Below are 25893 nucleotides of genomic sequence, written 5' to 3' on the forward strand. Positions count from 1 at the left end.
CTCACCCCAGCACCGTCGCCACCGCCACCAGCACCGGCACCGAGACCACCGTCGACACCAGGATCGCGTCCCGGGCCAGCCGCTCGCCCACCCGGTAGGTGGACGCGTACGTGTAGAGGTTCTGGGCGGCCGGCAGCGCCGACGTCACCACCACGTCCAGCAGCTGCGCGCCCCGCAGTCCGAAGACCCCGGACGCCAGCGCCCAGGCCACCGCGGGCTGACCGAGCGTCTTCAGTGCCACCGCCAGCAGCACCGGCCGCCGTTCCACGCCCCGCAGCGGCATCGTGGACCCGCACAGCCCGATGCCGAAGGCCAGCAGGACCGCCGGCACGGACATGTTGCCGATCAGGGTCAGCGGGTCCATCACCGCGTCCGGCACCCGCAGTCCGCTCGCCGCGACCGCGACCCCGGCGAGCGAGCCCAGGGCTATCGGATTGCGCAGCGGCGTCAGCAGCCGCCGCCACAACGGCGCCTGACCGTCCCCGCCCGCCAGGTCCAGGATCGTCACCGCCACCGGCGTCACCAGCACCAGCTGGAACAGCAGCACCGGCGCCACCAGTGAGGCGTCGCCCAGGACGTACACGGCGATCGGGATGCCGAGGTTGCCGGAGTTGACGTAACCGGAGCACAGCGCGCCGATCGTGGTCCGGCCCACGCCCCAGCCGCGTGCGACACCCACCGCGACGAAGACACCGGCCACCGCGACCGTGGACAGCGCCGTGACCAGCAGGCGGCTGGAGAAGACCACCGACAGGTCGGCCGTCGCGAGCGTGGTGAAGAGCAGGGCCGGTGAGGCCACGTGGAAGGCGAGCTTGGTGAGGACCTCACGCCCCTGGGGGCCGAGGTGGCCGCGCACACCGAGTACGTACCCGACGGCGATGACGACCGCGATGACCGCGAACCCGGTCAGCACCCCCTGCACGGCCACGCCTCCTCGGCGGGCACGGAGACGTTCGGCGGCACGGCGGAGGGAGGGGATGCGTGGGGCATACAGCAAACCCTCGGGGTGAGGGTGTGCGCACGTCAATGTGATCTCTGATGGCGGGCACCGATGAGTTCCCGGCCCGTGCCCGGTCTACCGCACGTGGACGCCGTGACACCCGCCGTACTCGTGCTGCCGGGGCCCGTCTCCCGAGGGGAGACGCCCCGGCTCTGCGACGAGGTGCGCGCGCTGCTGGAAGCCACCCGGGCCGGGGTGATCGTCTGCGACGTCGGCGGGCTGGGACCGCCGGGGCTCGCCGTGGTCGACCTGCTGGCCCGTCTGGAGCTCACCGCCCGACGGGCCGGGGGCCGGATCCGGCTGCGCGACCCCGATCCCGCCCTACACGCCCTCCTGGACCTCGTCGGGCTCCGCTTCGAGACGGAGCGGCAGGTCGAAGAGCGGGAACCACCGCTTGGTGTCGAGGAAGCAGTGGAACCCGGTGATGCGCCCGTCTGAGATCTCCAGCACCTGGACCGCCCACGGCGCGTACCCGCCCGCCTCCGGGTCCGGCTTGTAGTGCGCGAAGCCCGGCAGCCCGTTGGCGTTGACCGGCAGCAGCCGGGAGTTCGCACACGCGGCGCCGAGGGTCGTCATGAAACCGGTGATGTCCGCCGGACCGGCCAGCCACAGGTCGAACGGCGGCATCGTCATGACCGCGTCCTCGTGCAGCAGCGCCGTCAGCGCCGTCATGTCGTAGCCCTCGAAGGCCGCGACATAGCGGTCCAGGAGCTTCCGCTGCTCCTCGTCCAGCGGGTCGGACACCGCGCCGGCGTCGCCCCGCTCCTCCCGCTCGGCGAGGGTCGCGCGGGCGCGCTGGAGGGCGCTGTTGACGGACGCCACCGTCGTGCCCAGCAGCTCGGCGACCTCCGAGGCCTTCCACGCCAGCACCTCGCGCAGGATCAGCACCGCCCGCTGCTTGGGCGGCAGCTGCTGGAGCGCGGCCATGAAGGCCAGCCGCACCGACTCCTTGGCGACGGCGGCCTCGGCGGGGTCGGCGGTCGAGGGCAGCACGCGGGCGTCCGGCATCGGCTCCAGCCAGGTGTGGTCCGGGCGGGGGGACAGCGCGGCCTGCGCGAGGGGGGTGGAATCGGTGAGGTCCATCGGGCGGGCGCGCTTGTTGCCCGCGGTCAGCATGTCCAGGCAGACGTTGGTCGCGATCCGGTAGAGCCAGGAACGGAGGCTGGAGCGGCCCTCGAACTTGTCGTAGCTCCGCCAGGCGCGGACCAGGGTGTCCTGGACCGCGTCCTCCGCCTCGAAGGAGGAGCCGAGCATCCGGTAGCAGTACCCCGTCAGCTCGGTCCGGTGCTTCTCCAGCGCGGCATCCAGCTCCGTCGTCATGGTGCCGTTGCTCATCGTCCACCCACCCCTGTGGCCGTCACCTCGTGCGCGTCTTCGCGCCTCGCACTTCGGAAGCTACCGCAGGGGACTGACAATGGCCTGTGCAGTCAGGGAAAGCGCAGGTCAGCAAGGTGGCTCGGATCGGTCCCGAGCCCGCTCAGGCGGGCACCGGCGCGGCCTCGGCCGTGCGCCGGGCGGCCAGCGAACCGACGACCGTGATCGCCACCACGCCCGCCACCGCCAGCAGCCCGACCCCGACCGTCCCGGCCCAGCCGCCGGAGTGGAAGGCGAGCGCGCCCACCGTGCTGCCCGCGCTGGAGCCGATGTAGTAGGCGGACTGGTACAGCGCCGAGGCCTGGGCGCGGCCGTGGGTGGCCGTCCTGCTCACCGCCGAGGACGCCACCGCGTGCCCGGCGAAGAAGCCCGCCGTGATCAGCACCAGCCCCAACAGCACCAGGGGCAGGGACGGAGCGAGGGACAGCAGCAGACCCGCCGCCGTCGTGCCCCCGCCCAGGTACAGGGCCCCGCGGCGGCCGAGGCGGCCCACCAGGCGGCCCGCCGTCGACGCCGAGACCGTGCCGACCAGGTAGACCAGGAAGACCGAGCCGATGACGCCCTGCGGAAGGGAGAACGGCGCCTCCGTCAGGCGGTAGCCGATCACCGTGTAGACGCCGCCGAACACCGTCATGAACAGCGCGCCGATCGCGTACAGGCGGCGCAGCAGCGGGTCGGCGAGGTGGTCGCGGACCGTGCGGACCAGGACCCGCGGGCGCAGCGAGCCCGGGGTGAAGTGCTTCGGCGCCGGGAGCAGCATCCGGAAGGCGACCGCGCAGGCCACCGCCACGGCGCCGATCACCCCGACGGCGATCCGCCAGCCCCACTCCTGGGCGACCCAGCCGGTGATGACCCGGCCGCTCATCCCGCCCACGCTGTTGCCCGCCACGAACAGGCCGATCGCGGTGATCAGCGCCCTCGGCGTGACCTCCTCCGCGAGGTACGCCGTCGCCGAGGCCGGCAGGCCGGCCAGCGCCGCGCCCTGCACCGCGCGCAGCGCGACCAGCGCCGGCAGCGAGGGGGCGAAGGGGACCAGCAGGCCGACGGTCACCGCGACCGCCAGCGACGCCGTCATGACCGTCCGCCGGCCGAAACGTTCCGACAGGGCGCTCATCGGCAGCACGAACAGCGCGAGTCCGCCCGTCGCCGCGGCCACCGTCCAGCTCGCGTCGCTCGCCGTGACGCCCATGTCGCCGGAGATCAGCGGCAGCAGGGCCTGGGTGGAGTACAGGAGCGCGAAGGTCGCGACGCCCGCGAGGAAGAGGGCGAGACTCATCCGGCGGTAACCGGGGCCGCCCGGGGCCATGCGCGGGTCGCGGGCGCCGGTCGCGGCGGAGGCGCCGGCCGGGCCGGGGACGTCGGGAGCGGAGACGGATGCAGCGGCGCCCACGGTCGTGGACGCCCCGGTATCGGCGGGAGTCATGCCTGCGACCGTACGGAGACCGCGACTCATCCGTCCAATGCACGGAATGGCGATAATCGTTCCCATGGTGCATCAGCAGAGCTCACAGCCCCGCCTGTCACCGCACGGTGACACAGAAGACATCGTCGCGCTGCTCGCCCCCCGCCTCGCGCACTTCGCCGGCGTGGCCCGTACCGAGCACGTCACCCGGGCCGCCCAGGAGATGAACGTCCCCCAGTCCACCCTCTCCCGCGCCCTCGTCCGCCTCGAAGCCGACCTGGGCGTCGACCTGTTCGTGCGCCGGGGCCGCACCCTCGCGCTGACCGTCGCCGGACGCACCTTCCTCGGTTCCGTCGAACGCGCCCTCGCCGAGGTGGAACGCGCCGCGGAGGAGGTCCGCGCGGACGCCGACCCGGCCACCGGAAAGGTCGCCTTCGGGTTCCTGCACACCATGGGCGCCGAAACCGTCCCCGGCCTGCTGCACGCCTTCCGCGCCGACCATCCCCGCGTCCGCTTCAGCCTCGTCCAGAACTACGGCGAGGCCATGCTGGAGCGGCTGCGCGCCGGTGAACTCGACCTCTGCCTGACCTCCCCCGTCCCGGACGCCCCCGACCTGGTCGCCCGCCGCCTCGACGAGCAGAAGCTGCGCCTGGTCGTCCCGGCCGACCATCCCCTGGCCGGCCGCAGGCGCATCCGCCTCGCCGAGGCCGCCGACGAGACCTTCGTGACCCTGGAGCCCGGCTACGGCCTGCGCCGCATCACCGACGCCCTGTGCAAGGAGGCCGGCTTCCGGCCCCGGGTGGCCTTCGAGGGGGAAGAGGCGGAGACTCTGCGCGGCCTGGTCGCGGCCGGCCTCGGCGTCGCCCTGCTGCCGCCGCCCGCCGTCCCCCGCCCCGGTGTGGTCGAACTGACGGTCACGGCACCGCGGGCGGCCCGCGAGATCGGCGTGGCCTGGCTGGCGGGGCGCACCGACACGCCCCCGGTGGCGGCCTTCAAGAAGTTCCTGCTGTCCAGGCGGGGCCACCTGCTGCCGTCCTGACCCCGGCCCGCCCCGGCGGCGGAACACCCGGTCGCCGGGGCGGTACGGGCGAGTGCCGGCGGTACGGGCGGCGGAGCCTACCGCCGCAGCGACTGCCCGAACCCCACCGCCAGCGGCATCCGCAGCCCCAGCGGCGGCGGAGCGGCCAGGGCGTCCTCCACCGGCCGGGAGAACGACTGCCCGAACAGCACGCCCATCACGAAGTCCTCGGCCAGCGCCGCTACTTCGTCCCGGTAGTGCCGCAGCCCGTGACCGTCGGAGTGCACCTCGAAACGGCACACCGCGCGATTGGCCTTCTTCGCGCGCGCGGCCAGCCGGAACGACAACTCCGGGTCGCTGCGCTCGTCGTTGGTGCCGTGCACGATGAGCACCTGGCGCCCGGCGAGCTGCTTCACCGGTTCGGGTGGCGCGGCCATGTCCTCGTCCGGCAGCCAAGGGGCGATGGCCAGCGCCGAGTTGACGGCCTCGTGCCCGGCCGCGCGCAGGGCGGCCCGTCCGCCCATACCGATGCCGAGCAGGCAGACGGGGACGTCGCCGTAGCGCCGTACGGCCTCGCCGGCGGCCCAGTCGGCGTCGCGGGCCAGGTGGGCCTCGGCGCCGTTCCAGCCGCGGCACCGGTAGTGCACGACGTGGGTGGCCAGGCCCTCGTCCCGCCCCGCGCGGGCGAGTCGGCGCCCCAACGCCCGTACGGACGCGGTCGCCAGCAGCGGGGACGGCCTGCGGCTGGACACCTCGTCGCCCGCGGGGAGCAGCAGCACCACCCCGCTGACCGCCGTCCCCTCCGGACCGAGCGTTCGCCCCAGCCGGGCCTGACGGACCGGCGTCGCTTGCTGTGCCATGACAGAACATTCTCAGAAGACCGGGTGTACGCCACCCGTCTTCGCAGTCACCGTTACATATCGACGGATCCGTACACCCGGCCGCCTTTCCCGTGCGCGCGTCCTCGTCCGGCCGTCCTTCTACGCGCGTAGGAGTTAGAGTGCGGAAATGACGAGCCAGAGCACCGCGAAGACCACCGCGAGGACTCCGACGCCGGAACAGATCCGCCGGGCGCCGAAGGTTCTGCTGCACGACCATCTCGACGGCGGGCTGCGCCCCGCCACGGTCGTCGAACTCGCCCGGGCGACCGGTTACTCCGCCCTCCCCGAGACCGACGCCGACCGGCTCGGCGCCTGGTTCCGGCAGGCCGCCGACTCCGGATCGCTGGAGCGGTACCTGGAGACCTTCTCCCACACCGTCGGCGTCATGCAGACCCGCGACGCCCTCGTCCGGGTCGCCGCCGAGTGCGCCGAGGACCTCGCCGAGGACGGCGTCGTCTACGCCGAGGTGCGGTACGCCCCCGAGCAGCACCTGGAGGGCGGGCTCGGGCTCGAAGAGGTGGTCGAGGCCGTGAACGAGGGCTTCCGGGAAGGCGAGCGGCGCGCACGGGACAACGGCCACCGCATCCGCGTCGGCGCTCTGCTCACCGCCATGCGGCACGCCGCCCGCGCCCTGGAGATCGCCGAGCTCGCCAACCGCTACCGCGATCTCGGAGTCGTGGGCTTCGACATCGCGGGTGCCGAGGCCGGTTACCCGCCCACCCGGCACCTGGACGCCTTCGAGTACCTGAAGCGGGAGAACAACCACTTCACCATCCACGCCGGCGAGGCCTTCGGTCTGCCGTCCATCTGGCAGGCCCTGCAGTGGTGCGGCGCCGACCGGCTCGGGCACGGCGTGCGCATCATCGACGACATCCAGGTCCACGAGGACGGCACGGTCGAGCTCGGGCGCCTCGCCTCGTACGTCCGGGACAAGCGCATCCCCCTGGAACTGTGCCCCAGTTCCAACCTCCAGACCGGCGCGGCCGACTCCTACGCGGACCACCCGATCGGGCTGCTGCGCCGGCTGCACTTCCGTGCCACCGTCAACACGGACAACCGGCTGATGTCCCACACCAGCATGAGCCGGGAATTCGAGCACCTTGTCGACGCGTTCGGTTACACGCTCGACGACATGCAGTGGTTCTCCGTCAATGCGATGAAATCAGCGTTCATTCCTTTCGATGAACGACTGGCCATGATCAATGACGTCATCAAGCCCGGATATGCGGAGCTGAAATCCGAATGGCTGTTCCAGCAGACGGCCTCCACCAGCGCTTTTTCGGAGAATGAGGGCTGAGCGGCGGCCGACGGTAATACAAGAATGCGGACGGGCTTTCACCATCCGTCCGCATTTCGATGTTTGCCGCGAGGGGTGTCGCGTGTTTACGGTCGAGGACCGCTCACATCCCCGTCATCCCATTTCGAGGACGCATTTCATGAAGCAGTCTGCTGCCAAGACCCTCGGTGTCGCCGCCCTCGGTGCCGCCTTCGCCGTCGCCGGTGCCGGTGCGGCCACCGCGGCCCCCGAGCTCCCGGACACCGCCCAGACGGTGGACTCCGTCGCCGCGACGCTCCCCGCGGAGACCCTCTCCCAGGTGGTGCCCGGCGCGGGCAACGCGCTGGAGCAGGGCCGCCACGTCTCCGGTACGGGTCTGACCGCCGCGCAGCCGGTCGTCGAGCAGGTCCTCAACGAGCAGCTCTCCAACGGTCCGACCAAGCCGGTGGCCGGCCTGCTCGGTGGTCTGCCGACGAAGGGCCTGCCCACCAAGGGCCTGCCGGTCAACGGCCTCCCGCTCGGCGGCTGAGTCCCGCCGCCGCGCACCTCCCCATGCGCCGACGGGGCGCACCCGGTGTCCTCGGGTGCGCCCCGTCGGCGTACCCGGAGGGGAGGTGCGTCCACCGGGCCGGCCTCACCGCCTCCGCGGGGCCGTCCGGATCGTCACCAGGCGGTACGGGCGGCCTTCTCCTCGGACGGCAGCAGGAGCCACAGGGCGAGGTAGAGCAGGAACTGCGGGCCGGGCAGCAGGCAGGAGACCAGGAAGATCACCCGCATCGTGGTCGTGGAGGTGCCGAAGCGCCTGGCCAGCGCGGCGCACACTCCGCCGATCATGCGGCCATGGGTGGGGCGGGCGAGGCGGGACATCGCGGCTCCTTCGTGAGCGGGTGGCGGGGTCTGCCGGTCGGCTTCCCCCTCGTCTGCCCTCCACGCTACGGAGACGAACGGAACAAAGCGTCGCTCTACGGGGCGATACCGACCCTGGGAATCGTCGGGGTCCGACCCTGAGCGGGCTCGTCCCTGGGGACGTCCTCCCACCGCCCCTCCTCGGACCTGCGGCGGAGCCGGGCCCGGCCCACGGGGACCAGGGCCAGATGGGCGCAGGCAGCGCCCGCCGTGTTCAGCAGCAGCGAGTCCACGTCGACGACCTGCCCGGGCACCCCCGTCTGCAACAACTCGATCCCCAGTGACAGCAGGGCCGCCGCGGCCATGGTGCGCAGCAGGGAGGCCAGCGGCGAGACGGTCAGCCGGCCGCCGGCCATCGGCAGCAGGACGCCCAGCGGCGCCAGCAGGGCGAGCGACCCGCCGAGCGACCGGGCCGCCGCGGGCCAGCCGAGCGCCAGGTCGGCGCGGATCGAGGTGAACGGTTGCAGATTGGGCGGCAGGACCCACGGGACGTCGAGCGGCCGCAGGGTGTACCAGGCGACGAACGCGAGATGTGCGACGAGGAGGACACTTCCTGTCACACGGATGCGGAGCGCGGCGCTGCCGCCGGGAAACCCAAGACGCTGCACGCACCCCAAGACGCGGGGGCCGCCGCGCGCGGTTCCGGTGTCTCCCGCACGAGGGTGAGGCTTGCGCCACATGGCCCCCGCGGGGCGGCCACCGCACCTCTTCGGCACCCCCCGCGCCGTCAGCCGTCGGTGACCTCGGTGGAGGGCGGTTCGTTGCTGCCCGGGCGGGCGCGGACCTCGTCCGTGCAGGTGTAGCGGCGCGCGGACGCGTCGGTGGGGCCGGCCAGGATCACGGAGCCGTCGCCCTCGGTGGCGGCCGAGTCGGAGAAGGTGCACACGACCTGGGCGAGGGCGTACGAGGTGAGGTCGCCGGGGGCGGTGCCCAGCCGCAGGGTGTCCTCGGGGTCGCCGGGACGCGGGCCGGTGACGGTCGTCCCGCGGCGTACGTCGGTGCTGTACCCCGCCTCCTTCTCCGCGGCCGACGGCGGCGCCGTGAGCTGGTCGAGCAGCCCCTGGGCCACCAGCACCCGCCGTCCGGAGTCCGCCGCGCCGTCCGGTACCGGGACCGTCCGGTCCACGGCCACCAGCGACGAGCCGCACAGCAGGAACACCTGCACCGGAAGACCGGGTGCCGCCCGCGTCGACCCGTCCGGCTCGGCGAGCGAGCACCGCACCCGCGACGGCGCGGGACCGTAGTCCGTGGGCACCTCCGTGGCGCGGATGCCGCAGCCGGCGAGCAGCACGGCCAGCACGGCCAGCCCGGGGAGTGCCGACAGGCGGCGTACGGTCATCAGACCTGTCCCTTCGCGTCCTTGCCCCTGCTCCCGTCACCCGCGCCGTCCTCGGCGTCCTCGTCCGCCGGCGGGTCCTGCGGCAGCCGCAGCGTGAACACCGCGCCGCCCTCGGAGGAGTTCTCGGCGGTGATCCCACCGCCGTGGATGTGCGCGTTCTCCAGGGCGATGGACAGGCCGAGCCCGCTGCCCTCGGAGCGCGGCCGGGAGGCGCTCGCCTTGTAGAAGCGGTCGAAGACGTGCGGCAGGACGTCCTCGGGGATGCCGGGCCCGTGGTCCCGCACCCGGATGACCACCTCGTCGTCCGCCCGCGCCACCGTCACCCGCACCGGAGAACCGCCGTGCTTGAGCGCGTTCCCGATCAGGTTGGCCAGGATGACGTCCAGGCGGCGCGGGTCCAGCCGGGCGTGGATGCCGCGTTCGGCGTCCAGGTCGACGGCGTCCAGCCACGCGCGGGCGTCGATGCAGGCGGTGATCTGGTCGGCGACGTCGACGTCGTCGAGGACCAGCCGGGCGGTGCCCGCGTCGAAGCGGGTGACCTCCATCAGGTTCTCCACCAGGTCGTTCAGCCGCCGCGTCTCGCTGACCACCAGCCGTACGGCGGGCTCGATCATCGGGTCGAAGCCGCCGCCCTCGAACTCCAGCTCCTCCTCCAGCACCTCGGTGACGGCGGTGATCGCCGTCAGCGGGGTACGCAGCTCATGGCTCATGTCCGCCACGAAACGCCGGGAGGCCTGCTCCCGGCCGGCCATGTCCGCGACCCGTTTCTCCAGCGCCTCGGCGGCGCTGTTGAACGTCCGGGACAGGTCGGCCAGTTCGTCGGTGCCGGACACGCGCAGGCGGGTGTCCAGCTTCCCCTCGCCGAGGCGCCGCGCCGCGACCCCGAGCCGGTGCACCGGCTTCAGCACGGTCGTCGCCAGGGCCTGCGCCAGCAGCGCCGATCCCAGCAGGGCGAGCGCGGTGGCGATACCCAGCGACCAGGCCAGGGAGTTCAGGTCCTTGGCCTCCGGCTCCAGCGACTTGAGCATGTAGCCGGTCGGTCCGCCCCCGATCACCTTCGTGCCGGCCACCAGATACGGGGTGTCGCCGTCGGTGATCCGCTGCCAGTACAGGTGGTAGGGATGCTTGTTGGCCGAGGTGACCTTCTGCTCCTTGTTCACCGCCGTGCGCAGCGACTCGGGCACGTCGGAGAGCGCGAAGCCGCCCAGTCCGCCGGAACTGCCGTACACGGTCCGGCCGGTGGCGTCCTCGGCGACCAGCAGCACGCTGAACCGCTGGCTGCTGTTGGCCATCTGCCCCGCGGTGTGCTGCAACTCGTCCTGCGCGGGGTGCTCGGGCAGCGCGCCCGCCCGGTTCTGCATCTCCTGCTCGAAGCCGCGCAGCACGGCGTCCTGGGTGCGGGTGAGCACCGCCTCCCGGTTCAGCCAGTACGCGATGCCGGACGCCGACACGGCGGCGGTGAGGGCGACCAGCCCGAAGACGAGGACCAGTCTCAGGCGCAGACTGGTGAAGCGCAGCCAGGACCAGACTCCCTTGCGAGTCGCGGTCCAGCCGCGTGAACCCCCCTGGTGCTCCTGGGTCACTGAGGCGGGTCCAGCCGGTAGCCGACACCCCGTACGGTGCGGATCAGCGTCGGGGACGACGGCACGTCCTCGACCTTGGCGCGCAGCCGCTGCACACAGGCGTCCACCAGCCGGGAGTCGCCGAGGTAGTCGTGCTCCCACACCAGCCGCAGCAGCTGCTGCCGGGACAGCGCCTGCCCCGGCCGCCGGCTCAGCTCCAGGAGCAGCCGCAGCTCGGTCGGCGTGAGCTGGAGGTCCTCGCCGTTCTTGGTCACGGTCATCGCGGACCGGTCGATGACCAGGCCGCCGAAGCTCGCCGAATCGCTGGACTCCCGCTCCCCGCGCCGCAGCACGGCCCGGATACGGGCGTCCAGCACCCGGCCCTGGACGGGTTTGACGACGTAGTCGTCGGCGCCCGACTCGAGACCGACGACCACGTCGATGTCGTCGTTGCGCGCGGTCAGCAGGATGATCGGCAGCTGGTCGGTGCGCCGGATGCGCCGGCACACCTCGAAACCGTCGATGCCGGGCAGCATCACGTCCAGCACGATCAGGTCCGGCCGCTGCTCGCGCAGCAGCTTCAGACCGTCCTCACCGCTGGCAGCGGTGGCCACCCGGTGGCCCTGGCGGGTCAGGGAGAGCTCCAGGGCCGTACGGATGGCGTCGTCGTCCTCGATCAGCAACAGGGAAGGCACGGGCTCATTCTGGCCCATGGAGGGGGTGGGGTACGACCCGTGGGTCCCGAAGAGGGCGGAGCGCGCCGCCGGACCCTGTGAAGGAACGGTGCGGCAGCGGTGACGGACCCCTGTGACAGGTCTGTGACAGTCGACGGACACGGCCATGAAGTCACCGCGGCAGGCTTCTCGTCACAGGCAACACAGCGAGGGGCCACGGAGCAGGAACGCGGTACGGCACCTCGCGGTACGGCAGACCGAACACCGGAAGTCCACGACGGGGGGCGCGAGATGAACACGCTGCACGCCACCAGCACCAGCGCAGTGGTCACGCGTCTGCACGACGTGCACACACACCGGGGTTCCGAGAAGTCCGGTGCTCTGAGCGGACGGGGGTGCGCTCGCGGCACCGGGCGTCAGCACACCGCGTACATGGCGGTGGTCGACGCGCGCCAGGGGGAGGCGCACGGGGGGACGGCGCACGGGGAGGCAGAGGGGGAGCGCCGCTCCCTGTCGGAGGCGGAGTTCACCGCCTACGTCCAGGAGCGTCGCGCCTCCCTGTACGCCACCGCCTACCACCTCACCGGTGACCGTTTCGAGGCCGAGGACCTGCTCCAGAGCGCGCTGTTCTCGACCTACCGGGCGTGGGAGCGGATCAGCGACAAGGCCGCGGTCGGCGGATACCTCCGCCGCACCATGACCAACCTGCACATCAGCGCCTGGCGGCGCCGCAAGCTCAACGAGTACCCGACCGAGGAACTGCCGGAGACGCCCGGCGACACGGACGCGATGCGCGGCACCGAACTGCGCACGGTCCTGTGGCAGGCGCTGGCCCGGCTGCCCGAACTCCAGCGCACGATGCTGGTCCTCCGCTACTACGAGGGCCGCACGGATCCGGAGATCGCGGACATCCTCGGCATCAGCGTCGGCACGGTGAAGTCCAGCATCTGGCGGTCGCTCCGTCGGCTGCGCGAGGACGAGGTCCTCAGCTTCGGCCGTGACCGGGAGGACGCCTTCGGCGAACTGGTCGCCTGAAGGTCCGGGGGGACCCGGGGGGAACCCGCGAAAAAAAGTACGAGCCAGGGTGTATCAGGGGGAGAGGCCCGGGCTCTTACTCACGGGGAAGCACCACGGGGGAACAACGGGGGGACACGGGGGAACGGGTAACACGGGGGAGCGAAAGGGAGCGGGGCTGGAGGGCCGGGGGGTCCGTCCAGCCCCGCTCTCGCGTGCGCGGGGGTGAGCGACGCCCGCTACGCCGCCGTACGCACCGTCGGGCACCGGCCCGCCGCCGCGGCCGTCAGCCGGCCCATCGCCTCGTCCCGGTCGCAGGCGTGGGCGCCCAGCGCCGTCTGCCGGGCGATGACCGACCGCTCCTGCCGCATCAGCCGCCAGCCGCGACGCAGCAGGAAGGGCACGGACTTGCGGCTCTCCCTCAGGTCCCGCAGGAAGCGGCGGCGGAAGGTGGTCAGCGGCCCGCGGCTCAGGCAGAGGGCGTCGGCCAGGACGCCCAGCTCCCGGCAGCGCGAGACGAGTTCGGCGGCGAAGATGCCCTCCGCGAGGAAGAGCGGGGCCCGCCCGATGTCGATCGCCGACTCACCGGTGCGGGCACTGAGCGAGAGGTCGTAGACGGGCACGTGCGTACGGCCCGCGCGGCACAGTTCCGTGATGGCCGCGACGGCGGCGTCCGCGTCCCACGAGCCGGGGTGGTCCCAGTCGATGTCGGAACTCTGCGGCACCAGTGGCAGCGTCGGGTCGGTGCCCTCCTTGTAGAAGTCGTCGAGGCGCAGCACCGGAAGGCCGGCGCGGGCGGCGAGGAGGGACTTGCCGGAGCCGGAGGGGCCGCAGAGCAGCACGACTCGCGTCGGTATGGGCGGATGGGAGCTCACGGGACACCAGTCTGAGGCATCGGTCACCCTCCGTACGACCCCGCGGGTCGACTTTGCAGCGCGCGTCACACGTCGGCCACGGTCCGCGGTGACCTGATCACCCTCCGCACTGTTATCCCGGTAGTCCGTAGCAACCCACACCAAGAGGTGGCAGCAGCGATGGTCCGACACGCGTCCCCCCGCACCCCGCACGCCCAGCGCGCCCTGATCGCCCTCGCGACCGCCGGGGCGGCCCTGGCCGCGGGTGCCGCGACGGCCTCCGCGGACGGCGGTGAGGCGGTCGGCGGCCTGGCGCACACCCGCCCGACCTCACTGGGGAACATCGACCCGCAGGCGGGCCTCCAGGCGGTGACCGGCACGGTCGGCTTCGTCACCGGCCCGGTCGCGGACCTCAAGCCCAACCCGCTGGCCGGCACCGGCGTCGACCCGCTGGACAACGGCGTCGGCACGAAGGTCGCCGACTTCCAGCCGCTCACCTCGACGGCGCTGACCGGTCCGGTCGCGCAGGCGCAGTCGCTGGGCGGTGTGCCGGTGGTGGGGGAGGTGACGCGGCTGCTGCGCTGACGGCCGCCCCTCACCCGGCGAGCGAAGAGCCGCGCCTTCCCCGGACGGAGGGAAGACGCGGCTCGCTGGTGGGTGCGCCGTGGTGCGGCGCGGCCTCCGGTGCCTCAGTACGACGAGCCGGACGCGCCGAGCGCGCCCGTCGGGTGCCAGACCGTCTTGGTCTCCAGGAACGCCGTCATGCGGTCGGTGCCCGGCGTCGCGGACCAGCCGGCTCCGTCCACAGGCTGTGGACGGAGTACGCGCTTCAGGTTGTCCGCCGCCGCGATCTCCAGTTCCTTCGCCAGCGTCTCGTCGGCGCCCGCGAGGTCGATCGCGTTGACGTCCTGGTGCGAGGCGAGGGGGGCCGCGATCTCCGCCGTACGGCCGGACAGGACGTTGACCACGCCGCCGGGGAGGTCGGAGGTGGCCAGCACCTCGCCCAGGGAGAGGGCGGGCAGCGGGGCCTTCTCCGACGCCACGACGACCGCGGTGTTGCCCGTCGCGATCACCGGGGCGACGACCGAGACCAGGCCCAGGAAGGACGACTCCTGCGGGGCGAGGACGGCGACGACGCCCGTCGGTTCCGGGGAGGACAGGTTGAAGAAGGGGCCCGCGACCGGGTTGCCGCCGCCGACCACCTGGGCGATCTTGTCGGTCCAGCCCGCGTACCAGACCCAGCGGTCGATCGCCGCGTCGACCTGGGCGGCGGCCTTGGACTTCGACAGGCCCTCGGCGTCGGCCACCTCCGCCACGTACTGGTCGCGGCGGCCCTCCAGCATCTCGGCGACGCGGTAGAGGATCTGGCCGCGGTTGTAGGCCGTCGCGCCGGACCAGCCGCCGAACGCCTTGCGCGCGGCGACCACCGCGTCGCGGGCGTCCTTGCGGGAGGAGAGCGGGGCGTTCGCCAGCCACTTGCCCTTCGCGTCTGTCACCTCGTACACCCGGCCGCTCTCGGAACGCGGGAACTTGCCGCCCACGTACAGCTTGTAGGTCTTGAAGACCGAGAGTCGCGGTTCGGTCTTTTCGGTCTTCTCAGACATCGAGGTACGCCTCCAGGCCGTGGCGGCCGCCCTCGCGGCCGAAGCCCGACTCCTTGTAGCCGCCGAACGGCGAGGTCGGATCGAACTTGTTGAACGTGTTGGACCAGATCACGCCCGCGCGGAGCTTGTTGGCGACCGCCAGGATGCGCGAGCCCTTCTCCGTCCAGATGCCCGCGGACAGGCCGTACGGGGTGTTGTTGGCCTTGGCGACGGCCTCGTCGGGCGTGCGGAAGGTGAGGACGGACAGGACGGGACCGAAGATCTCGTCCCGGGCCACCGTGTGCGCCTGGGTGACGTTCGTGAACAGCGTCGGCGCGAACCAGTAGCCGGAGCTCGGCAGTTCGCAGGCCGGGGACCAGCGCTCGGCGCCCTCCGCCTCGCCCTGGTCGGCCAGCGCGGTGATCCGGGCCAGCTGCTCGGCCGAGTTGATCGCGCCGATGTCGGTGTTCTTGTCCAGCGGGTCGCCCAGGCGCAGGGTGGTCAGCCGGCGCTTGAGGGAGTCCAGCAGCTCGTCGTGGATCGACTCCTGGACCAGCAGGCGCGAGCCCGCGCAGCAGACCTGGCCCTGGTTGAAGAAGATGCCGCTGACGATGCCCTCGACGGCCTGGTCGATCGGGGCGTCGTCGAAGACGATGTTGGCGCCCTTGCCGCCCAGCTCCAGGGTGAGCTTCTTGCGGGTGCCCGCGACCGTGCGCGCGATCTGCTTGCCGACGGCCGTCGAGCCGGTGAAGGCGACCTTGTTCACGTCGGGGTGGGCGATCAGCGCGGCACCGGTGCGGCCGTCGCCGGTGAGGATGTTGACGACACCCCTGGGCAGGCCGGCCTGACGGCAGATGTCCGCGAAGAACAGGGCGGACAGCGGGGTCGTCTCGGCGGGCTTCAGCACCACCGTGTTGCCGGTCGCGAGCGCCGGGGCGATCTTCCACGCCAGCATCAGGAGCGGGAAGTTCCACGGGATGACCTGGCCCGCGACGCCCAGGGGGCGCGGGTTCGCGCCGTAGCCGGCGTGGTCGAGCTTGTCGGCCCAGCCCGCGTAGTAGAAGAAGTGCGCGGCGACCAGGGGGAGGTCCGCGTCGCGGGTCTCCTTGATCGGCTTGCCGTTGTCGAGGGTCTCCAGGACGGCGAGCTCGCGGCTGCGCTCCTGGATGATGCGGGCGATGCGGAAGAGGTACTTCGCGCGCTCGGAGCCGGGGAGTGCCGACCACTTCTCGAAGGCCTTGCGGGCGGCCCTGACGGCGCGGTCGACGTCCGCCTCGCCGGCCTCGGCGACCTCGGAGAGGACCTCCTCGGTGGACGGCGAGAGCGTCTTGAAGACCTTGCCCTCGGCGGCCTCCGTGAACTCGCCGTCGATGAACAGGCCGTAGGAGGCGGCGATGTCGACGACCGAACGGGACTCGGGCGCCGGTGCGTACTCGAATGCGGATGCGGGTGCCATGGTGATCAGTCCACCGTCACGTAGTCAGGGCCGGAGTAGCGGCCGGTGGCCAGCTTCTGACGCTGCATCAGCAGGTCGTTCAGGAGCGAGGAGGCGCCGAAGCGGAACCAGTGGTTGTCCAGCCAGTCCCCGCCCGCGGTCTCGTTGACCAGCACCAGGAACTTGATCGCGTCCTTGGCCGTGCGGATGCCGCCGGCCGGCTTCACGCCGACCTGGACGCCGGTCTGCGCGCGGAAGTCGCGCACCGCCTCCAGCATGAGGAGGGTGTTGGCCGGGGTCGCGTTGACCGCGACCTTGCCGGTGGACGTCTTGATGAAGTCGGCGCCCGCCAGCATGCCGAGCCAGCTCGCACGGCGGATGTTGTCGTACGTCGACAGCTCGCCGGTCTCGAAGATGACCTTCAGGCGGGCGGACGTGCCGCAGGCTTCCCGTACGGCGGTGATCTCGTCGTACACCTTCATGTAGTGCCCCGCGAGGAACGCCCCGCGGTCGATGACCATGTCGACCTCGTCCGCGCCCGCCGCCACGGCCTCGCGCACGTCGGCCAGCTTGACCGCGAGCGAGGCGCGGCCCGCCGGGAACGCGGTGGCGACCGAGGCGACCTTGACGCCCGAACCGGCGACGGCCTCCTTGGCGGCGGGCACCATGTCGGGATAGACGCAGACGGCCGCCGTCGACGGGGCCGTGCGGTCGGTCGGGTCGGGACGGACCGCCTTCGCGCCGAGCGCCCGGACCTTGCCCGGGGTGTCCGCGCCTTCCAGCGTCGTCAGGTCGACCATCGAGATGGCGAGGTCGAGGGCGTACGCCTTCGCGGTGGTCTTGATCGAACGGGTGCCGAGCGAGGCGGCGCGCGCCTCCAGGCCGACCGTGTCGACGCCGGGCAGCCCGTGGAGGAAGCGGCGCAGCGTGCTGTCGGACGCGGTGACGTCGGCGAGTCCGTGTGCGGGTGCAGCGGATGCAGTGGTGGGCATGGTCACCAGCCGAGCATATCTACGCGCGTAGCGGCTGTACAGTCCCGTGCGCCCGTTCCACGCGGCGGCACCGCCCATGAGCGCCGCCCGGGCCGTCGGGCACAATCGGCACCATGACGACCCCGGAGCCCCAGTCACCACCGCCGCAGCCGCCGGTACCCGTGTCCAAGGACCGGATCTACCGCTCGCCCGCGGGCCTCGCCGGCGGCGTCCTGCTGCTCGCCCTCGCCCTGTGGCTCGGTATCGACGCCGTGGTCGCGGGCGAGGGGCGCACCCCCTGGACGGCGCTCGCGGCGCTGCTCTTCCTCGTGCCGCTCATCGCCGCCTACACCGTGCGGCCCGCGGTCTTCGCCAACGACGACCGGCTGCGCGTGCGCAACCCGTTCCGCGTGATCGTGCTGCCCTGGGGGCAGGTCGCGTCCTTCCGGTCGGGGTACTCCAACGAGGTCTTCACCGAGGCCGGCGACAAGTACCAGCTGTGGTCCATCCCCGTCTCCCTGCGCGGCCGCAAGAAGGCCGCACGGCAGGAGGCGCGGCGGGCCTCCGGGGGCGGCCGCGGGCGCGGTGGCCTGCTCGGGGGCCTCGGCGGGGGCGGGGCGCGGACCGACGTCGCCGGTGCCGGGGCCGTGGTGGACGGGCCGGTGCGGGCGGAGACCGACAAGGTCATGGACGAACTGAAGGAGCTGGCGGAGGCGCGGAAGCCGGCCAACACCTCGCAGGGCGAGGTGACGGTGCGGTGGGCCTACGAGGTCCTCGCGCCGGTGGCCGCGGGGGCGGTGCTGCTCGCGGTGCTGCTGGGGACGGGCTGACCGGACGCGGGCCGGGTTGGCTCCGACGGTGCGGACGCGGGCGTCATGAGGCGTCACGGGGCCGCTGACCAGGCCACCAGCATGTACCCGCCGCAGTACGCCGAGCCCAGCACCGCCGTCGACAGGGCCAGCGCGCGGTGGCGCCGTGAGGCGCGGGACAGGTGCACGGCCAGCGGCAGCAGCAGCGGGAAGGCCGGGAGCAGGAAGCGCGCCCGCGGGAAGTACACGCCTCCGCTGCCCAGGACGATCGCCAGCATGACCCCCGTGAAGACCAGCAGCGCGGCGGGCTGGCGGTCCCACGCGGACAGGCCGAACAGCACCACCGAACCGAGCAGCGTGAGCGTCACCATCACCAGGAACAGATGCGGGGTCGGGTCGCGCCACAGCAGCCACCGGATCTGGTGCAGCGTCCGCAGACCGCCGTCCAGCTCGTTGTACCAGAGCCGCTGTACGGCGAAGTAGCCGTCCCAGCGGTCCAGGCGCAGGCCCACCCAGGCGAGGTACGCGCACCAGCCGAGCGGCGCCAGGGCCGCCGCCGCCAGGACGCGGGGGAGGAGCGCGCGGTGACGGGCGAGGTGCAGCAGCGCCGTCACCGTGACCGCCGCCGCCACCGCGATGCCGGTCGGACGGGTCAGCCCCGCCAAGGAGGCGCAGCCGGCCGCCCACAGCCAGCGTCCCGTCAGCACCGCGTACAGCGACCAGGCCGCGCAGGCCGTGAACAGGGACTCCGTGTACCCCATCCACTGCACCGCGCCCACCGGGAAAGCCGCCCACAACGTGGTGAGCAGCACGCCGACGCGGCGGCCGTGCAGCCGGTCGCCCACCGCGAAGACACCCCACGCGGCGACGAGCGAGGCGGCGACCGCGAGGCCGAGGCCCGTGGAGGCGCGGCTGCCGGGGGTGAGGACCGCGACAGCCTTGACCAGGACCGGGTAGAGCGGGAAGAACGCCAGGTTGTTGGCGTTGGGAGTGGTGCCGAGCTCGCGCGCGTAGCCGTGCTCGGCGATGCCGAGGTACCAGTCGGAGTCCCACTGGGCGGCCAGGTTCACCCAGAGATCCTGGTGGCGGCGGGGCGCCCAGACGGCGAGCACCAGCAGGCCCGTGAGGCGCACGGCCAGGTAGGCGCCGAGGGCGGGGGCGGCGTGGTGTGCGGCGCGCAGGAGGCGCCGGGCGTGGGCGCGGGCGCGGTCGCGGGCGTCGCCCGGCGGGGACGGCGCGGTGGTGGTGGCCGGCCGGGGGCGCCGGGTGCCGGGGATGTGTCCGCTGGAGGTGGTCTTGGGCGCGGTCGAGGACACGGCGGCGGCTCCCTGGTGGCTCGCGGTGGTGCGTTTCCGGTCCACCGTTGCCCGGAGGGAGGCCGGGTATCGGGAGGGTGGGTCGACAGGATGCGGGAAATCACCCGATGGGGTGCCCCCGGGCGGGGGCACCCCCTCCTCGGTCCCGGGGCGGACGCCTCCCGGGGGTGTCCGCCCCGGGGCGGTCCGGTGACGGCCGGGTCCGCCTTCCGATGGCGACCCGCATCAGATGCCCGCCGCGGCCGAGAGGTCCCGCTTGAGGGCGGTCAGCAGTTCGTCCGCCTTCGCCCGCGCCTCGGGGAGGCCGGAGGGCCCCGCGACCGGGACGACGACCTCCAGGTAGCACTTCAGCTTGGGCTCCGTACCGCTCGGGCGGACGATCACCCGGGCGCCGTCCAGGGTGTAACGCAGGCCGTCCGTGGGCGGAAGCGTGTCCGTGCCGCGGGTGAGGTCCTCCGCGTCGGTGACGGGCAGGCCCGCGAGACGGGTCGGGGGCTGCTCGCGCAGGCGGTGCATCGCGGCCGCGATGACGGAGAGGTCCTCCACGCGGACCGAGAGCTGGTCGGTGGCGTGCAGACCGTGCTCGACGGCCAGGTCGTCGAGGAGGTCCAGGAGCGTGCGGCCCTCCTCCTTGAGGGCCGAGGCCAGCTCCGTGATCAGGAGGGCCGCGGTGATGCCGTCCTTGTCGCGGACGCCCTCCGGGTCGACGCAGTAGCCGAGGGCCTCCTCGTAGCCGTAGCGCAGGCCCTCGACGCGGGCGATCCACTTGAAGCCGGTGAGGGTCTCCTCGTACGGGAGCCCCGCCTTCCCGGCGATGCGGCCGAGGAGGGAGGAGGAGACGATCGACTCGGCGAACGTGCCCCGCGCTCCGCGGGTGACCAGGTGCGCGGCGAGGAGCGCGCCGACCTCGTCGCCGCGGAGCATGCGCCAGTCGCCGCCGGCGGGGACGGCCACCGCGCAGCGGTCGGCGTCCGGGTCGTTGGCGATGACCAGGTCGGGCTCGGTCCCGCGGGCCTTCGCGAAGGCCAGGTCCATGGCGCCGGGCTCTTCCGGGTTGGGGAAGGCGACGGTGGGGAAGTCCGGGTCGGGCTCCGCCTGCTCCGTGACCAGGACGGGCTCCGGGAAGCCGGCCCGTGCGAAGGCGGCCAGGAGGGTGTCCCTGCCGACGCCGTGCATCGCGGTGTACACGGTGCGGGCGGTACGGGGGGAGTCCGCGGAGAGGACGGCGTCCGTGCGGGCGAGGTAGGCGTCCAGGACGGAGTCGTCCAGGGTCTGCCAGCCGGTGGTGGGGCGGGGCACGTCGTCCAGTGAGCGGACGGCGGCGATCTCCGCGGCGATCCCGGCGTCGGCGGGGGGCACGATCTGGGAACCGTCGCCCAGGTACACCTTGTAGCCGTTGTCGCGGGGCGGGTTGTGGCTGGCGGTGACCTCCACGCCCGCCACGGCGCCGAGGTGCCGGATGGCGAAGGCGAGGACGGGGGTGGGCAGGGGGCGGGGGAGGACGGCCGCGCGGAGGCCGGCGCCGGTCATCACCGCGGCGGTGTCGCGGGCGAAGTCCTCGGACTTGTGGCGGGCGTCGTAGCCGATGACGACGAGACCGTCGGGGTGGCCCTGGGCCTTCAGGTACGCGGCGAGGCCGGCGGCGGCGCGGATGACGACCGAGCGGTTCATGCGCAGGGGGCCGGCGCCGAGTTCGCCGCGGAGGCCCGCGGTGCCGAACTGGAGGGTGCCGGAGAAGCGCGCGGTGAGTTCGGCGTGGTCCTCGGCGTCGATGAGCGCGGCGAGTTCCGCGCGGGTGTCCGCGTCGGGGTCCTCGGCCAGCCATGCCTTGGCGCGTGCGAGGAGGTCGTCGTGCACGTCGGTCAGCCTCTCGTGTCTGCGGGGGCCTGCGGCGCCTTTGCGGGGTGCCTGCGGCGGCCTGTGCGGGTTCGGGGGTGGTGCGGGTGTCTTGCCTGCGGCGCCTGTGCGGGTTCGGTGGGGGTGCGCGTTGCGCGGGCGGTGGTCTGTGGGTCGGGGCCGTGCCGGGGGGTGTCCGTCCTCGGAACGGCGCGGAATCGGTCGGGGAACAGGGTTCCGTCCGTTGACGCGCCAACCGCTGCGGGCGGACACCCCCCGACCCGGCCCCTTCTCGCCGTACGCGGTTGCGGCTCCGTTTCCCGGTCGTGCCTTCTCGCCGTACGCGGGTGCGGGTCCGTGTCCCGGTCGTGCCTTCCCGCCGTGTGCGGGTGCGGGTCGGCGGAGTCCCCGGCACGCCGTGTGCGGGGGCGGCCCCTCCGTCCTCTGCGTGCTGGCCGGCCCGCGCCGGGCGCGGGCCGGGTGGCCCGGGTCAGAGGCGGCCGAGGACCTGGGTCAGGAGGGAGCCCATCCGGGCGGCGGAGTCGCGGCCGGCCTGGAGGACCTCCTCGTGGTTGAGGGGCTCTCCCGTCATGCCGGCCGCGAGGTTGGTCACCAGGGAGATGCCCAGGACCTCCGCGCCGGCCTCGCGGGCCGCGATCGCCTCCAGGACCGTCGACATGCCGACCAGGTCGGCGCCGATCACGCGGGCCATGCGGATCTCGGCGGGCGTCTCGTAGTGCGGGCCGGGGAACTGGGCGTAGACGCCCTCCTCCAGCGTGGGGTCGACCTCCTTGCACAGGGCGCGCAGGCGCGGGGAGTAGAGGTCGGTGAGGTCGACGAAGTTGGCGCCGACGATGGGGGAGGTGGCGGTGAGGTTGATGTGGTCGCTGATCAGGACCGGCTGGCCGGGGCGCATGCCCTCGCGCAGGCCGCCGCAGCCGTTGGTCAGGATGATCGTCTTGGCGCCGGCGGCCACCGCCGTGCGGACGCCGTGGGAGACGGCGGCCACGCCGTGGCCCTCGTAGTAGTGGGTGCGGCCCAGGAAGACCAGCGCACGCTTGTCGCCGATGGAGTACGAGCGGACCTTGCCGCCGTGGCCCTCCACTGCGGGCTTGGGGAAGCCCGGCAGGTCGGTGACCTGGAGATCGGTCTCGGGGGCGCCCAGGGCGTCCACGGCCGGTGCCCAGCCGGAGCCCATCACGAGGGCGACGTCGTGGGTCTCGGCGCCGGTGAGTTCGCGCAGGCGGGCCGCGGCGGCGTCGGCGGCGGCGTACGGGTCGCCCTGGATGTCGTCCGGAAGAAGAGATGCGTTCACGCCGAAGAGGGTAGCCGGTTTACGCCTACGCGCGTAGATGACAGAGCTCACGGGATCGTGATTGTTGTTTTGTTGTTTTCGACGAAGGCGGCTCAGCAGGGGCGTTTGCGGAGTTCCATGACGTAGTCGTGGGGTGCGCCGGCGGACTCGGCCGCGTCCGCCACCTCGCCCAGGTAGCGGGCGGAGGGCAGGCCGCCCTCGTAGGCGTTCAGCACGTACGTCCACGCGCCCTGCTCGCCCTCCAGGGTCTGGATGCGGACGCGGGTGCGGCGGTATATGTCCATGCCCACGCCCTCCCAGCGGTCGAGCGAGTCCTCGTCCATCGGGGCGATGTCGTAGAGGGACACGAAGACCTGCGAGATCGGGTCCTCGACGAGCGTCGCCAGCGCGCCCTCCCAGCCCATGTGCTCGCCCCCGAAGGTCAGCCGCCACCCGTTCAGCCAGCCGGTGGCGCGCAGCGGCGAGTGCGGGGCGCGGCGGGTCATCAACCGCGCGTCGAGGTTGCCGGCGTAAGCGGCGTAGAGCGACATGCACAGAGCGTACGGCAGCGGTGCGGCGTCACTCGTGTAACAGGTGTGCCCCCGGGCGGCCGCCCGTTGAAGGGTGCGGGACAATGGAGTACGTGACTCGGATCGTGATCATTGGTGGCGGACCCGGCGGATACGAAGCGGCGCTGGTGGCCGCCCAGCTCGGCGCGGAGGTGACCGTCGTCGACTGCGACGGTCTGGGCGGGGCGTCGGTGCTGACCGACTGCGTGCCGTCCAAGACTCTGATCGCCACGGCCGAGGTGATGACCACCTTCGACTCGTCGTACGAGGAACTGGGGATCATCGTCGCCGACGACACCCCGCCCATGGAGCAGGCCGCGCGGGTGGTCGGGGTGGACCTGGGCAAGGTCAACCGGCGGGTGAAGCGGCTGGCCCTCGCGCAGTCGCACGACATCACCGCCTCCGTGACCCGGGCGGGTGCGCGGGTGGTGCGCGGGCGCGGGCGGCTGGAGGGCATGCAGGCCCTGGACGGCTCGCGCAAGGTCGTGGTGCGCGCCGCCGACGGGAGCGAGGAGACGCTGACCGCGGACGCGGTGCTGATCGCCACCGGCGGGCACCCGCGGGAGCTGCCGGACGCCCGGCCCGACGGCGAGCGGATCCTGAACTGGACCCAGGTCTACGACCTCGACGAGCTGCCCGAGGAACTCATCGTCGTCGGATCCGGTGTGACCGGTGCCGAGTTCGCCGGCGCCTACCAGGCCCTCGGCTCCAAGGTGACGCTCGTGTCGTCCCGGGACCGGGTGCTGCCCGGTGAGGACCCCGACGCCGCCGCCGTCCTGGAGGACGTGTTCCGGCGGCGCGGCATGAACGTCATGGCGCGGTCGCGGGCCCAGTCCGCCAAGCGGGTCGGGGACCGGGTGGAGGTGACCCTCTCCGACGGGCGGGTCATCACCGGGTCGCACTGTCTGATGGCCGTCGGCGCCATCCCCAACACCGAGGGGATGGGGCTGGAGGAGGCCGGGGTCCACCTCAAGGACTCCGGGCACATCCGCACCGACCGGGTCTCGCGCACCTCGGCCCCCGGCGTGTACGCCGCCGGTGACGTGACGGGTGTCTTCGCCCTCGCCTCGGTGGCCGCCATGCAGGGGCGCATCGCCATGTACCACTTCCTGGGCGACGCCGTGACCCCGCTGGACCTGAAAACTGTCTCGTCCAACGTCTTCACCGACCCCGAGATCGCCACGGTCGGCTACTCGCAGGCCGACGTCGACGCCGGCAAGATCGACGCCCGGGTGGTGAAGCTGCCGCTGCTGCGCAACCCGCGCGCCAAGATGCAGGGCATCCGGGACGGCTTCGTCAAGATCTTCTGCCGGCCCGGCACCGAGATCGTGGTGGGCGGTGTCGTGGTGGCGCCGCGGGCCTCGGAGCTCATCCACCCGATCTCGATCGCGGTCGACAACAACCTGACGGTCGAGCAGATCGCGAACGCCTTCACCGTGTACCCCTCCCTCTCGGGGTCCATCGCCGAGGTGGCTCGGCAGCTGCACACCCGCAAGGCCGCCGGGGACGCGTAGCGTGTCCGGTGGGCCAAGTGGCGCGTGCGGCAGGCGGGTTGAGGTCGGCGGCCGGAAGTCGACCCGCCGTGGTCACGGTGCGTCGCGGAGTGTGCGGGCGGCATAGTCGGCCGGAGTAGGCGCGTATACCACCTCGTGGTCCCCCATGCGAACAACTTCTGTTATTCGGCGCATACTGCTGAAAGCAGACGGTCGTTGGGGTTACTGTCAGTTTCGTGTTCGCTGCAGAACGTCGCCAATTGATCCTCGAAATGGTGCGAGCGAACGGAGCCGTGTCGCTCCGTGAGCTCGCCCGCGTCGTCCAGACCTCCGAAGTGACCGTACGGCGGGACGTGCGCGCACTGGAGGCAGAAGGACTCCTCGACCGTCGGCACGGCGGTGCGGTACTGCCGGGCGGATTCACGCGAGAATCCGGCTTCCCGCAGAAGTCCCATCTCGCGACCGCCGAGAAGACGGCCATCGCCGACCTCGCCGCGGGCTTCGTCGAAGAGGGCGAGGCCATCGTGGTCGGGGCCGGGACCACGACGCAGGAGCTGGCGCGCCGGCTCGCGCGGGTGCCCGGGCTGACCGTCGTCACCAACTCGCTGCTGGTGGCCCAGGCCCTCGCCCACGCCAACCGGGTCGAGGTCGTGATGACCGGTGGCACCCTCCGCGGGTCCAACTACGCGCTCGTCGGGTCGGGAGCCGAACAGTCCCTCCAGGGGCTGCGGGTCTCCAAGGCCTTCCTGTCCGGGAGCGGGCTGACGGCGGAGCGGGGCCTGTCCACGTCCAACATGCTGTCGGCGTCGGTCGACCGCGCGCTGGTGCAGGCGGCCGCCGAGGTCGTCGTCCTCGCGGACCACTCCAAACTGGGCACCGACACCATGTTCCAGACCGTGCCCACGGACGTCATCACCCGCCTGGTCACGGACGAGCCGCCCGCCCACGACGACCGGGCCGGCACGGAGCTCCAGGCGCTGGCCGACCAGGGCGTGCAGATCGCGGTGGCGGGGTCGTCAGGGGGTGCCACGGGGAACCCGGGAGCGCCGGGGGCCCAGGTGGCGGGCGGTGACTCCGGCCCGGCGCGTCAGCAGCGCCGGGACGTGCCGGTTCCGGGGCCACGCCGACAGGTCCCGGGCGCCGCGGCGGGGCTGCGGTCGGCCACCGCCCTGGGGGAGCAGAACCCCGGAGCGGAACGGGCGCGGGTCGCGGATCTGCGCCGGCGCTGAGCTCTTCACGGTCCGTCGCGCCCCGGCACCGACAGCGGGGCGCCCGGCGGACCGGATG

26 protein-coding genes are annotated in these 25893 nt (G+C 72.8%); 9 read left to right on the top strand and 17 right to left on the bottom strand.

From position 1 onward, the window contains the following. Window position 1 precedes the first annotated feature (1 nt). Window positions 2-922, bottom strand: a complete 921-nt coding sequence (locus SAM23877_RS22380) for an AEC family transporter (RefSeq protein ID WP_053142753.1) — start codon at window positions 920-922, stop codon at window positions 2-4. Between the two features lie 129 nt (window positions 923-1051). On the opposite strand from SAM23877_RS22380, the gene SAM23877_RS37720 reads away from it, so the two are divergent. Continuing rightward, window positions 1052-1438 (top strand): STAS domain-containing protein, encoded by a 387-nt coding sequence (locus SAM23877_RS37720; RefSeq protein ID WP_159041994.1) that lies wholly within the window; start codon window positions 1052-1054, stop codon window positions 1436-1438. Here SAM23877_RS37720 and SAM23877_RS22385 read toward each other — a convergent pair. Continuing rightward, a complete protein-coding gene (locus tag SAM23877_RS22385; protein ID WP_053136121.1) occupies window positions 1322-2335 on the bottom strand; it encodes a sigma-70 family RNA polymerase sigma factor in 1014 nt (337 codons plus the stop codon). The genes SAM23877_RS37720 and SAM23877_RS22385 overlap by 117 nt on opposite strands. Before the next feature lie 142 nt (window positions 2336-2477). Next, entirely contained in the window at window positions 2478-3797 is a 1320-nt protein-coding gene (locus SAM23877_RS22390) for an MFS transporter (protein ID WP_053136124.1), read from the bottom strand. Window positions 3798-3861: 64 nt separating this feature from the next. Between SAM23877_RS22390 and SAM23877_RS22395 the strand changes: the two genes are divergently transcribed. Next, on the top strand, window positions 3862-4815 hold the full coding sequence (locus tag SAM23877_RS22395) for a LysR family transcriptional regulator (protein ID WP_053136127.1): 954 nt from the start codon (window positions 3862-3864) through the stop codon (window positions 4813-4815). Between the two features lie 77 nt (window positions 4816-4892). On the opposite strand, the gene SAM23877_RS22400 is transcribed toward SAM23877_RS22395, so the two are convergent. Beyond that, window positions 4893-5654, bottom strand: a complete 762-nt coding sequence (locus SAM23877_RS22400) for an alpha/beta fold hydrolase (RefSeq protein WP_053136132.1) — start codon at window positions 5652-5654, stop codon at window positions 4893-4895. 148 nt (window positions 5655-5802) lie between these two features. On the opposite strand from SAM23877_RS22400, the gene SAM23877_RS22405 reads away from it, so the two are divergent. Next, the gene (locus tag SAM23877_RS22405) at window positions 5803-6972 is read left to right on the top strand and encodes an adenosine deaminase (RefSeq protein ID WP_053136135.1); all 1170 of its coding nucleotides are present in this window, start codon (window positions 5803-5805) and stop codon (window positions 6970-6972) included. 139 nt (window positions 6973-7111) lie between these two features. Beyond that, a complete protein-coding gene (locus tag SAM23877_RS22410; protein WP_053136138.1) occupies window positions 7112-7480 on the top strand; it encodes an ATP-binding protein in 369 nt (122 codons plus the stop codon). Window positions 7481-7614: 134 nt separating this feature from the next. Here SAM23877_RS22410 and SAM23877_RS22415 read toward each other — a convergent pair whose 3' ends face one another. The 5 genes from SAM23877_RS22415 to afsQ1 form a co-directional block, all read right to left on the bottom strand. Continuing rightward, entirely contained in the window at window positions 7615-7818 is a 204-nt protein-coding gene (locus SAM23877_RS22415) for a PspC domain-containing protein (protein ID WP_053136142.1), read from the bottom strand. Window positions 7819-7913: 95 nt separating this feature from the next. Beyond that, a complete protein-coding gene (locus tag SAM23877_RS22420; protein WP_053136145.1) occupies window positions 7914-8465 on the bottom strand; it encodes a VanZ family protein in 552 nt (183 codons plus the stop codon). Between the two features lie 119 nt (window positions 8466-8584). After that, complete coding sequence (locus tag SAM23877_RS22425) at window positions 8585-9196, bottom strand: hypothetical protein (protein ID WP_053136148.1); 612 nt, start codon at window positions 9194-9196, stop codon at window positions 8585-8587. Further along, window positions 9196-10779 (bottom strand): sensor histidine kinase, encoded by a 1584-nt coding sequence (locus SAM23877_RS22430; protein WP_053136151.1) that lies wholly within the window; start codon window positions 10777-10779, stop codon window positions 9196-9198. The genes SAM23877_RS22425 and SAM23877_RS22430 overlap by 1 nt, the downstream gene beginning before the upstream one ends. Then, window positions 10776-11453 carry a two-component system response regulator AfsQ1 gene (gene afsQ1, locus SAM23877_RS22435; protein WP_053136154.1) on the bottom strand — a complete coding sequence of 226 codons (678 nt, stop codon included), beginning with the start codon at window positions 11451-11453 and terminating at the stop codon, window positions 10776-10778. The genes SAM23877_RS22430 and afsQ1 overlap by 4 nt, the downstream gene beginning before the upstream one ends. Window positions 11454-11723: 270 nt before the next feature. Here afsQ1 and SAM23877_RS22440 point away from each other — a divergent pair, with 270 nt between their 5' ends. Continuing rightward, window positions 11724-12467 carry a SigE family RNA polymerase sigma factor gene (locus SAM23877_RS22440; protein ID WP_053136157.1) on the top strand — a complete coding sequence of 248 codons (744 nt, stop codon included), beginning with the start codon at window positions 11724-11726 and terminating at the stop codon, window positions 12465-12467. A gap of 218 nt (window positions 12468-12685) precedes the next feature. On the opposite strand, the gene SAM23877_RS22445 is transcribed toward SAM23877_RS22440, so the two are convergent. Then, window positions 12686-13288, bottom strand: coding sequence for a nucleoside/nucleotide kinase family protein (locus tag SAM23877_RS22445; protein ID WP_053136159.1), 603 nt, complete (start codon window positions 13286-13288; stop codon window positions 12686-12688). Window positions 13289-13480: 192 nt separating this feature from the next. Here SAM23877_RS22445 and SAM23877_RS22450 point away from each other — a divergent pair, with 192 nt between their 5' ends. Then, complete coding sequence (locus SAM23877_RS22450; protein WP_053136162.1) at window positions 13481-13885, top strand: hypothetical protein; 405 nt, start codon at window positions 13481-13483, stop codon at window positions 13883-13885. A gap of 104 nt (window positions 13886-13989) precedes the next feature. On the opposite strand, the gene SAM23877_RS22455 is transcribed toward SAM23877_RS22450, so the two are convergent. The 3 genes from SAM23877_RS22455 to deoC are packed head-to-tail and all read right to left on the bottom strand — an operon-like array spanning window position 13990 to window position 17310. Then, entirely contained in the window at window positions 13990-14904 is a 915-nt protein-coding gene (locus SAM23877_RS22455; protein WP_053136165.1) for an aldehyde dehydrogenase family protein, read from the bottom strand. Further along, window positions 14897-16339 carry an aldehyde dehydrogenase family protein gene (locus tag SAM23877_RS22460; protein WP_053136168.1) on the bottom strand — a complete coding sequence of 481 codons (1443 nt, stop codon included), beginning with the start codon at window positions 16337-16339 and terminating at the stop codon, window positions 14897-14899. Before SAM23877_RS22460 ends, SAM23877_RS22455 begins: the two co-directional genes overlap by 8 nt. 5 nt (window positions 16340-16344) lie before the next feature. Beyond that, a complete protein-coding gene (deoC, locus tag SAM23877_RS22465) occupies window positions 16345-17310 on the bottom strand; it encodes a deoxyribose-phosphate aldolase (RefSeq protein WP_053136171.1) in 966 nt (321 codons plus the stop codon). Between the two features lie 113 nt (window positions 17311-17423). Between deoC and SAM23877_RS22470 the strand changes: the two genes are divergently transcribed. Further along, a complete protein-coding gene (locus SAM23877_RS22470; RefSeq protein WP_079030360.1) occupies window positions 17424-18119 on the top strand; it encodes a PH domain-containing protein in 696 nt (231 codons plus the stop codon). A gap of 53 nt (window positions 18120-18172) precedes the next feature. On the opposite strand, the gene SAM23877_RS22475 is transcribed toward SAM23877_RS22470, so the two are convergent. The 4 genes from SAM23877_RS22475 to SAM23877_RS22490 all read right to left on the bottom strand — a co-directional run bounded on the left by SAM23877_RS22475 (window position 18173) and on the right by SAM23877_RS22490 (window position 23095). Next, window positions 18173-19414, bottom strand: a complete 1242-nt coding sequence (locus SAM23877_RS22475; protein ID WP_079030361.1) for a hypothetical protein — start codon at window positions 19412-19414, stop codon at window positions 18173-18175. 225 nt (window positions 19415-19639) lie between these two features. Continuing rightward, window positions 19640-21271 carry a phospho-sugar mutase gene (locus SAM23877_RS22480; protein ID WP_053136179.1) on the bottom strand — a complete coding sequence of 544 codons (1632 nt, stop codon included), beginning with the start codon at window positions 21269-21271 and terminating at the stop codon, window positions 19640-19642. Window positions 21272-21740: 469 nt separating this feature from the next. Next, window positions 21741-22565, bottom strand: coding sequence for a purine-nucleoside phosphorylase (locus tag SAM23877_RS22485; RefSeq protein WP_053136182.1), 825 nt, complete (start codon window positions 22563-22565; stop codon window positions 21741-21743). Window positions 22566-22657: 92 nt separating this feature from the next. Further along, window positions 22658-23095 (bottom strand): gamma-glutamylcyclotransferase family protein, encoded by a 438-nt coding sequence (locus SAM23877_RS22490; RefSeq protein ID WP_053136185.1) that lies wholly within the window; start codon window positions 23093-23095, stop codon window positions 22658-22660. Between the two features lie 83 nt (window positions 23096-23178). Between SAM23877_RS22490 and SAM23877_RS22495 the strand changes: the two genes are divergently transcribed. Continuing rightward, window positions 23179-24627 carry an NAD(P)H-quinone dehydrogenase gene (locus tag SAM23877_RS22495; RefSeq protein WP_053136188.1) on the top strand — a complete coding sequence of 483 codons (1449 nt, stop codon included), beginning with the start codon at window positions 23179-23181 and terminating at the stop codon, window positions 24625-24627. A 215-nt stretch (window positions 24628-24842) separates the two neighbouring features. Then, the gene (locus tag SAM23877_RS22500) at window positions 24843-25835 is read left to right on the top strand and encodes a DeoR/GlpR family DNA-binding transcription regulator (RefSeq protein WP_079030362.1); all 993 of its coding nucleotides are present in this window, start codon (window positions 24843-24845) and stop codon (window positions 25833-25835) included. Window positions 25836-25893 lie beyond the last annotated feature (58 nt).

This window comes from Streptomyces ambofaciens ATCC 23877 (genome assembly GCF_001267885.1).
Classification (GTDB): Bacteria; Actinomycetota; Actinomycetes; order Streptomycetales; family Streptomycetaceae; genus Streptomyces; species Streptomyces ambofaciens.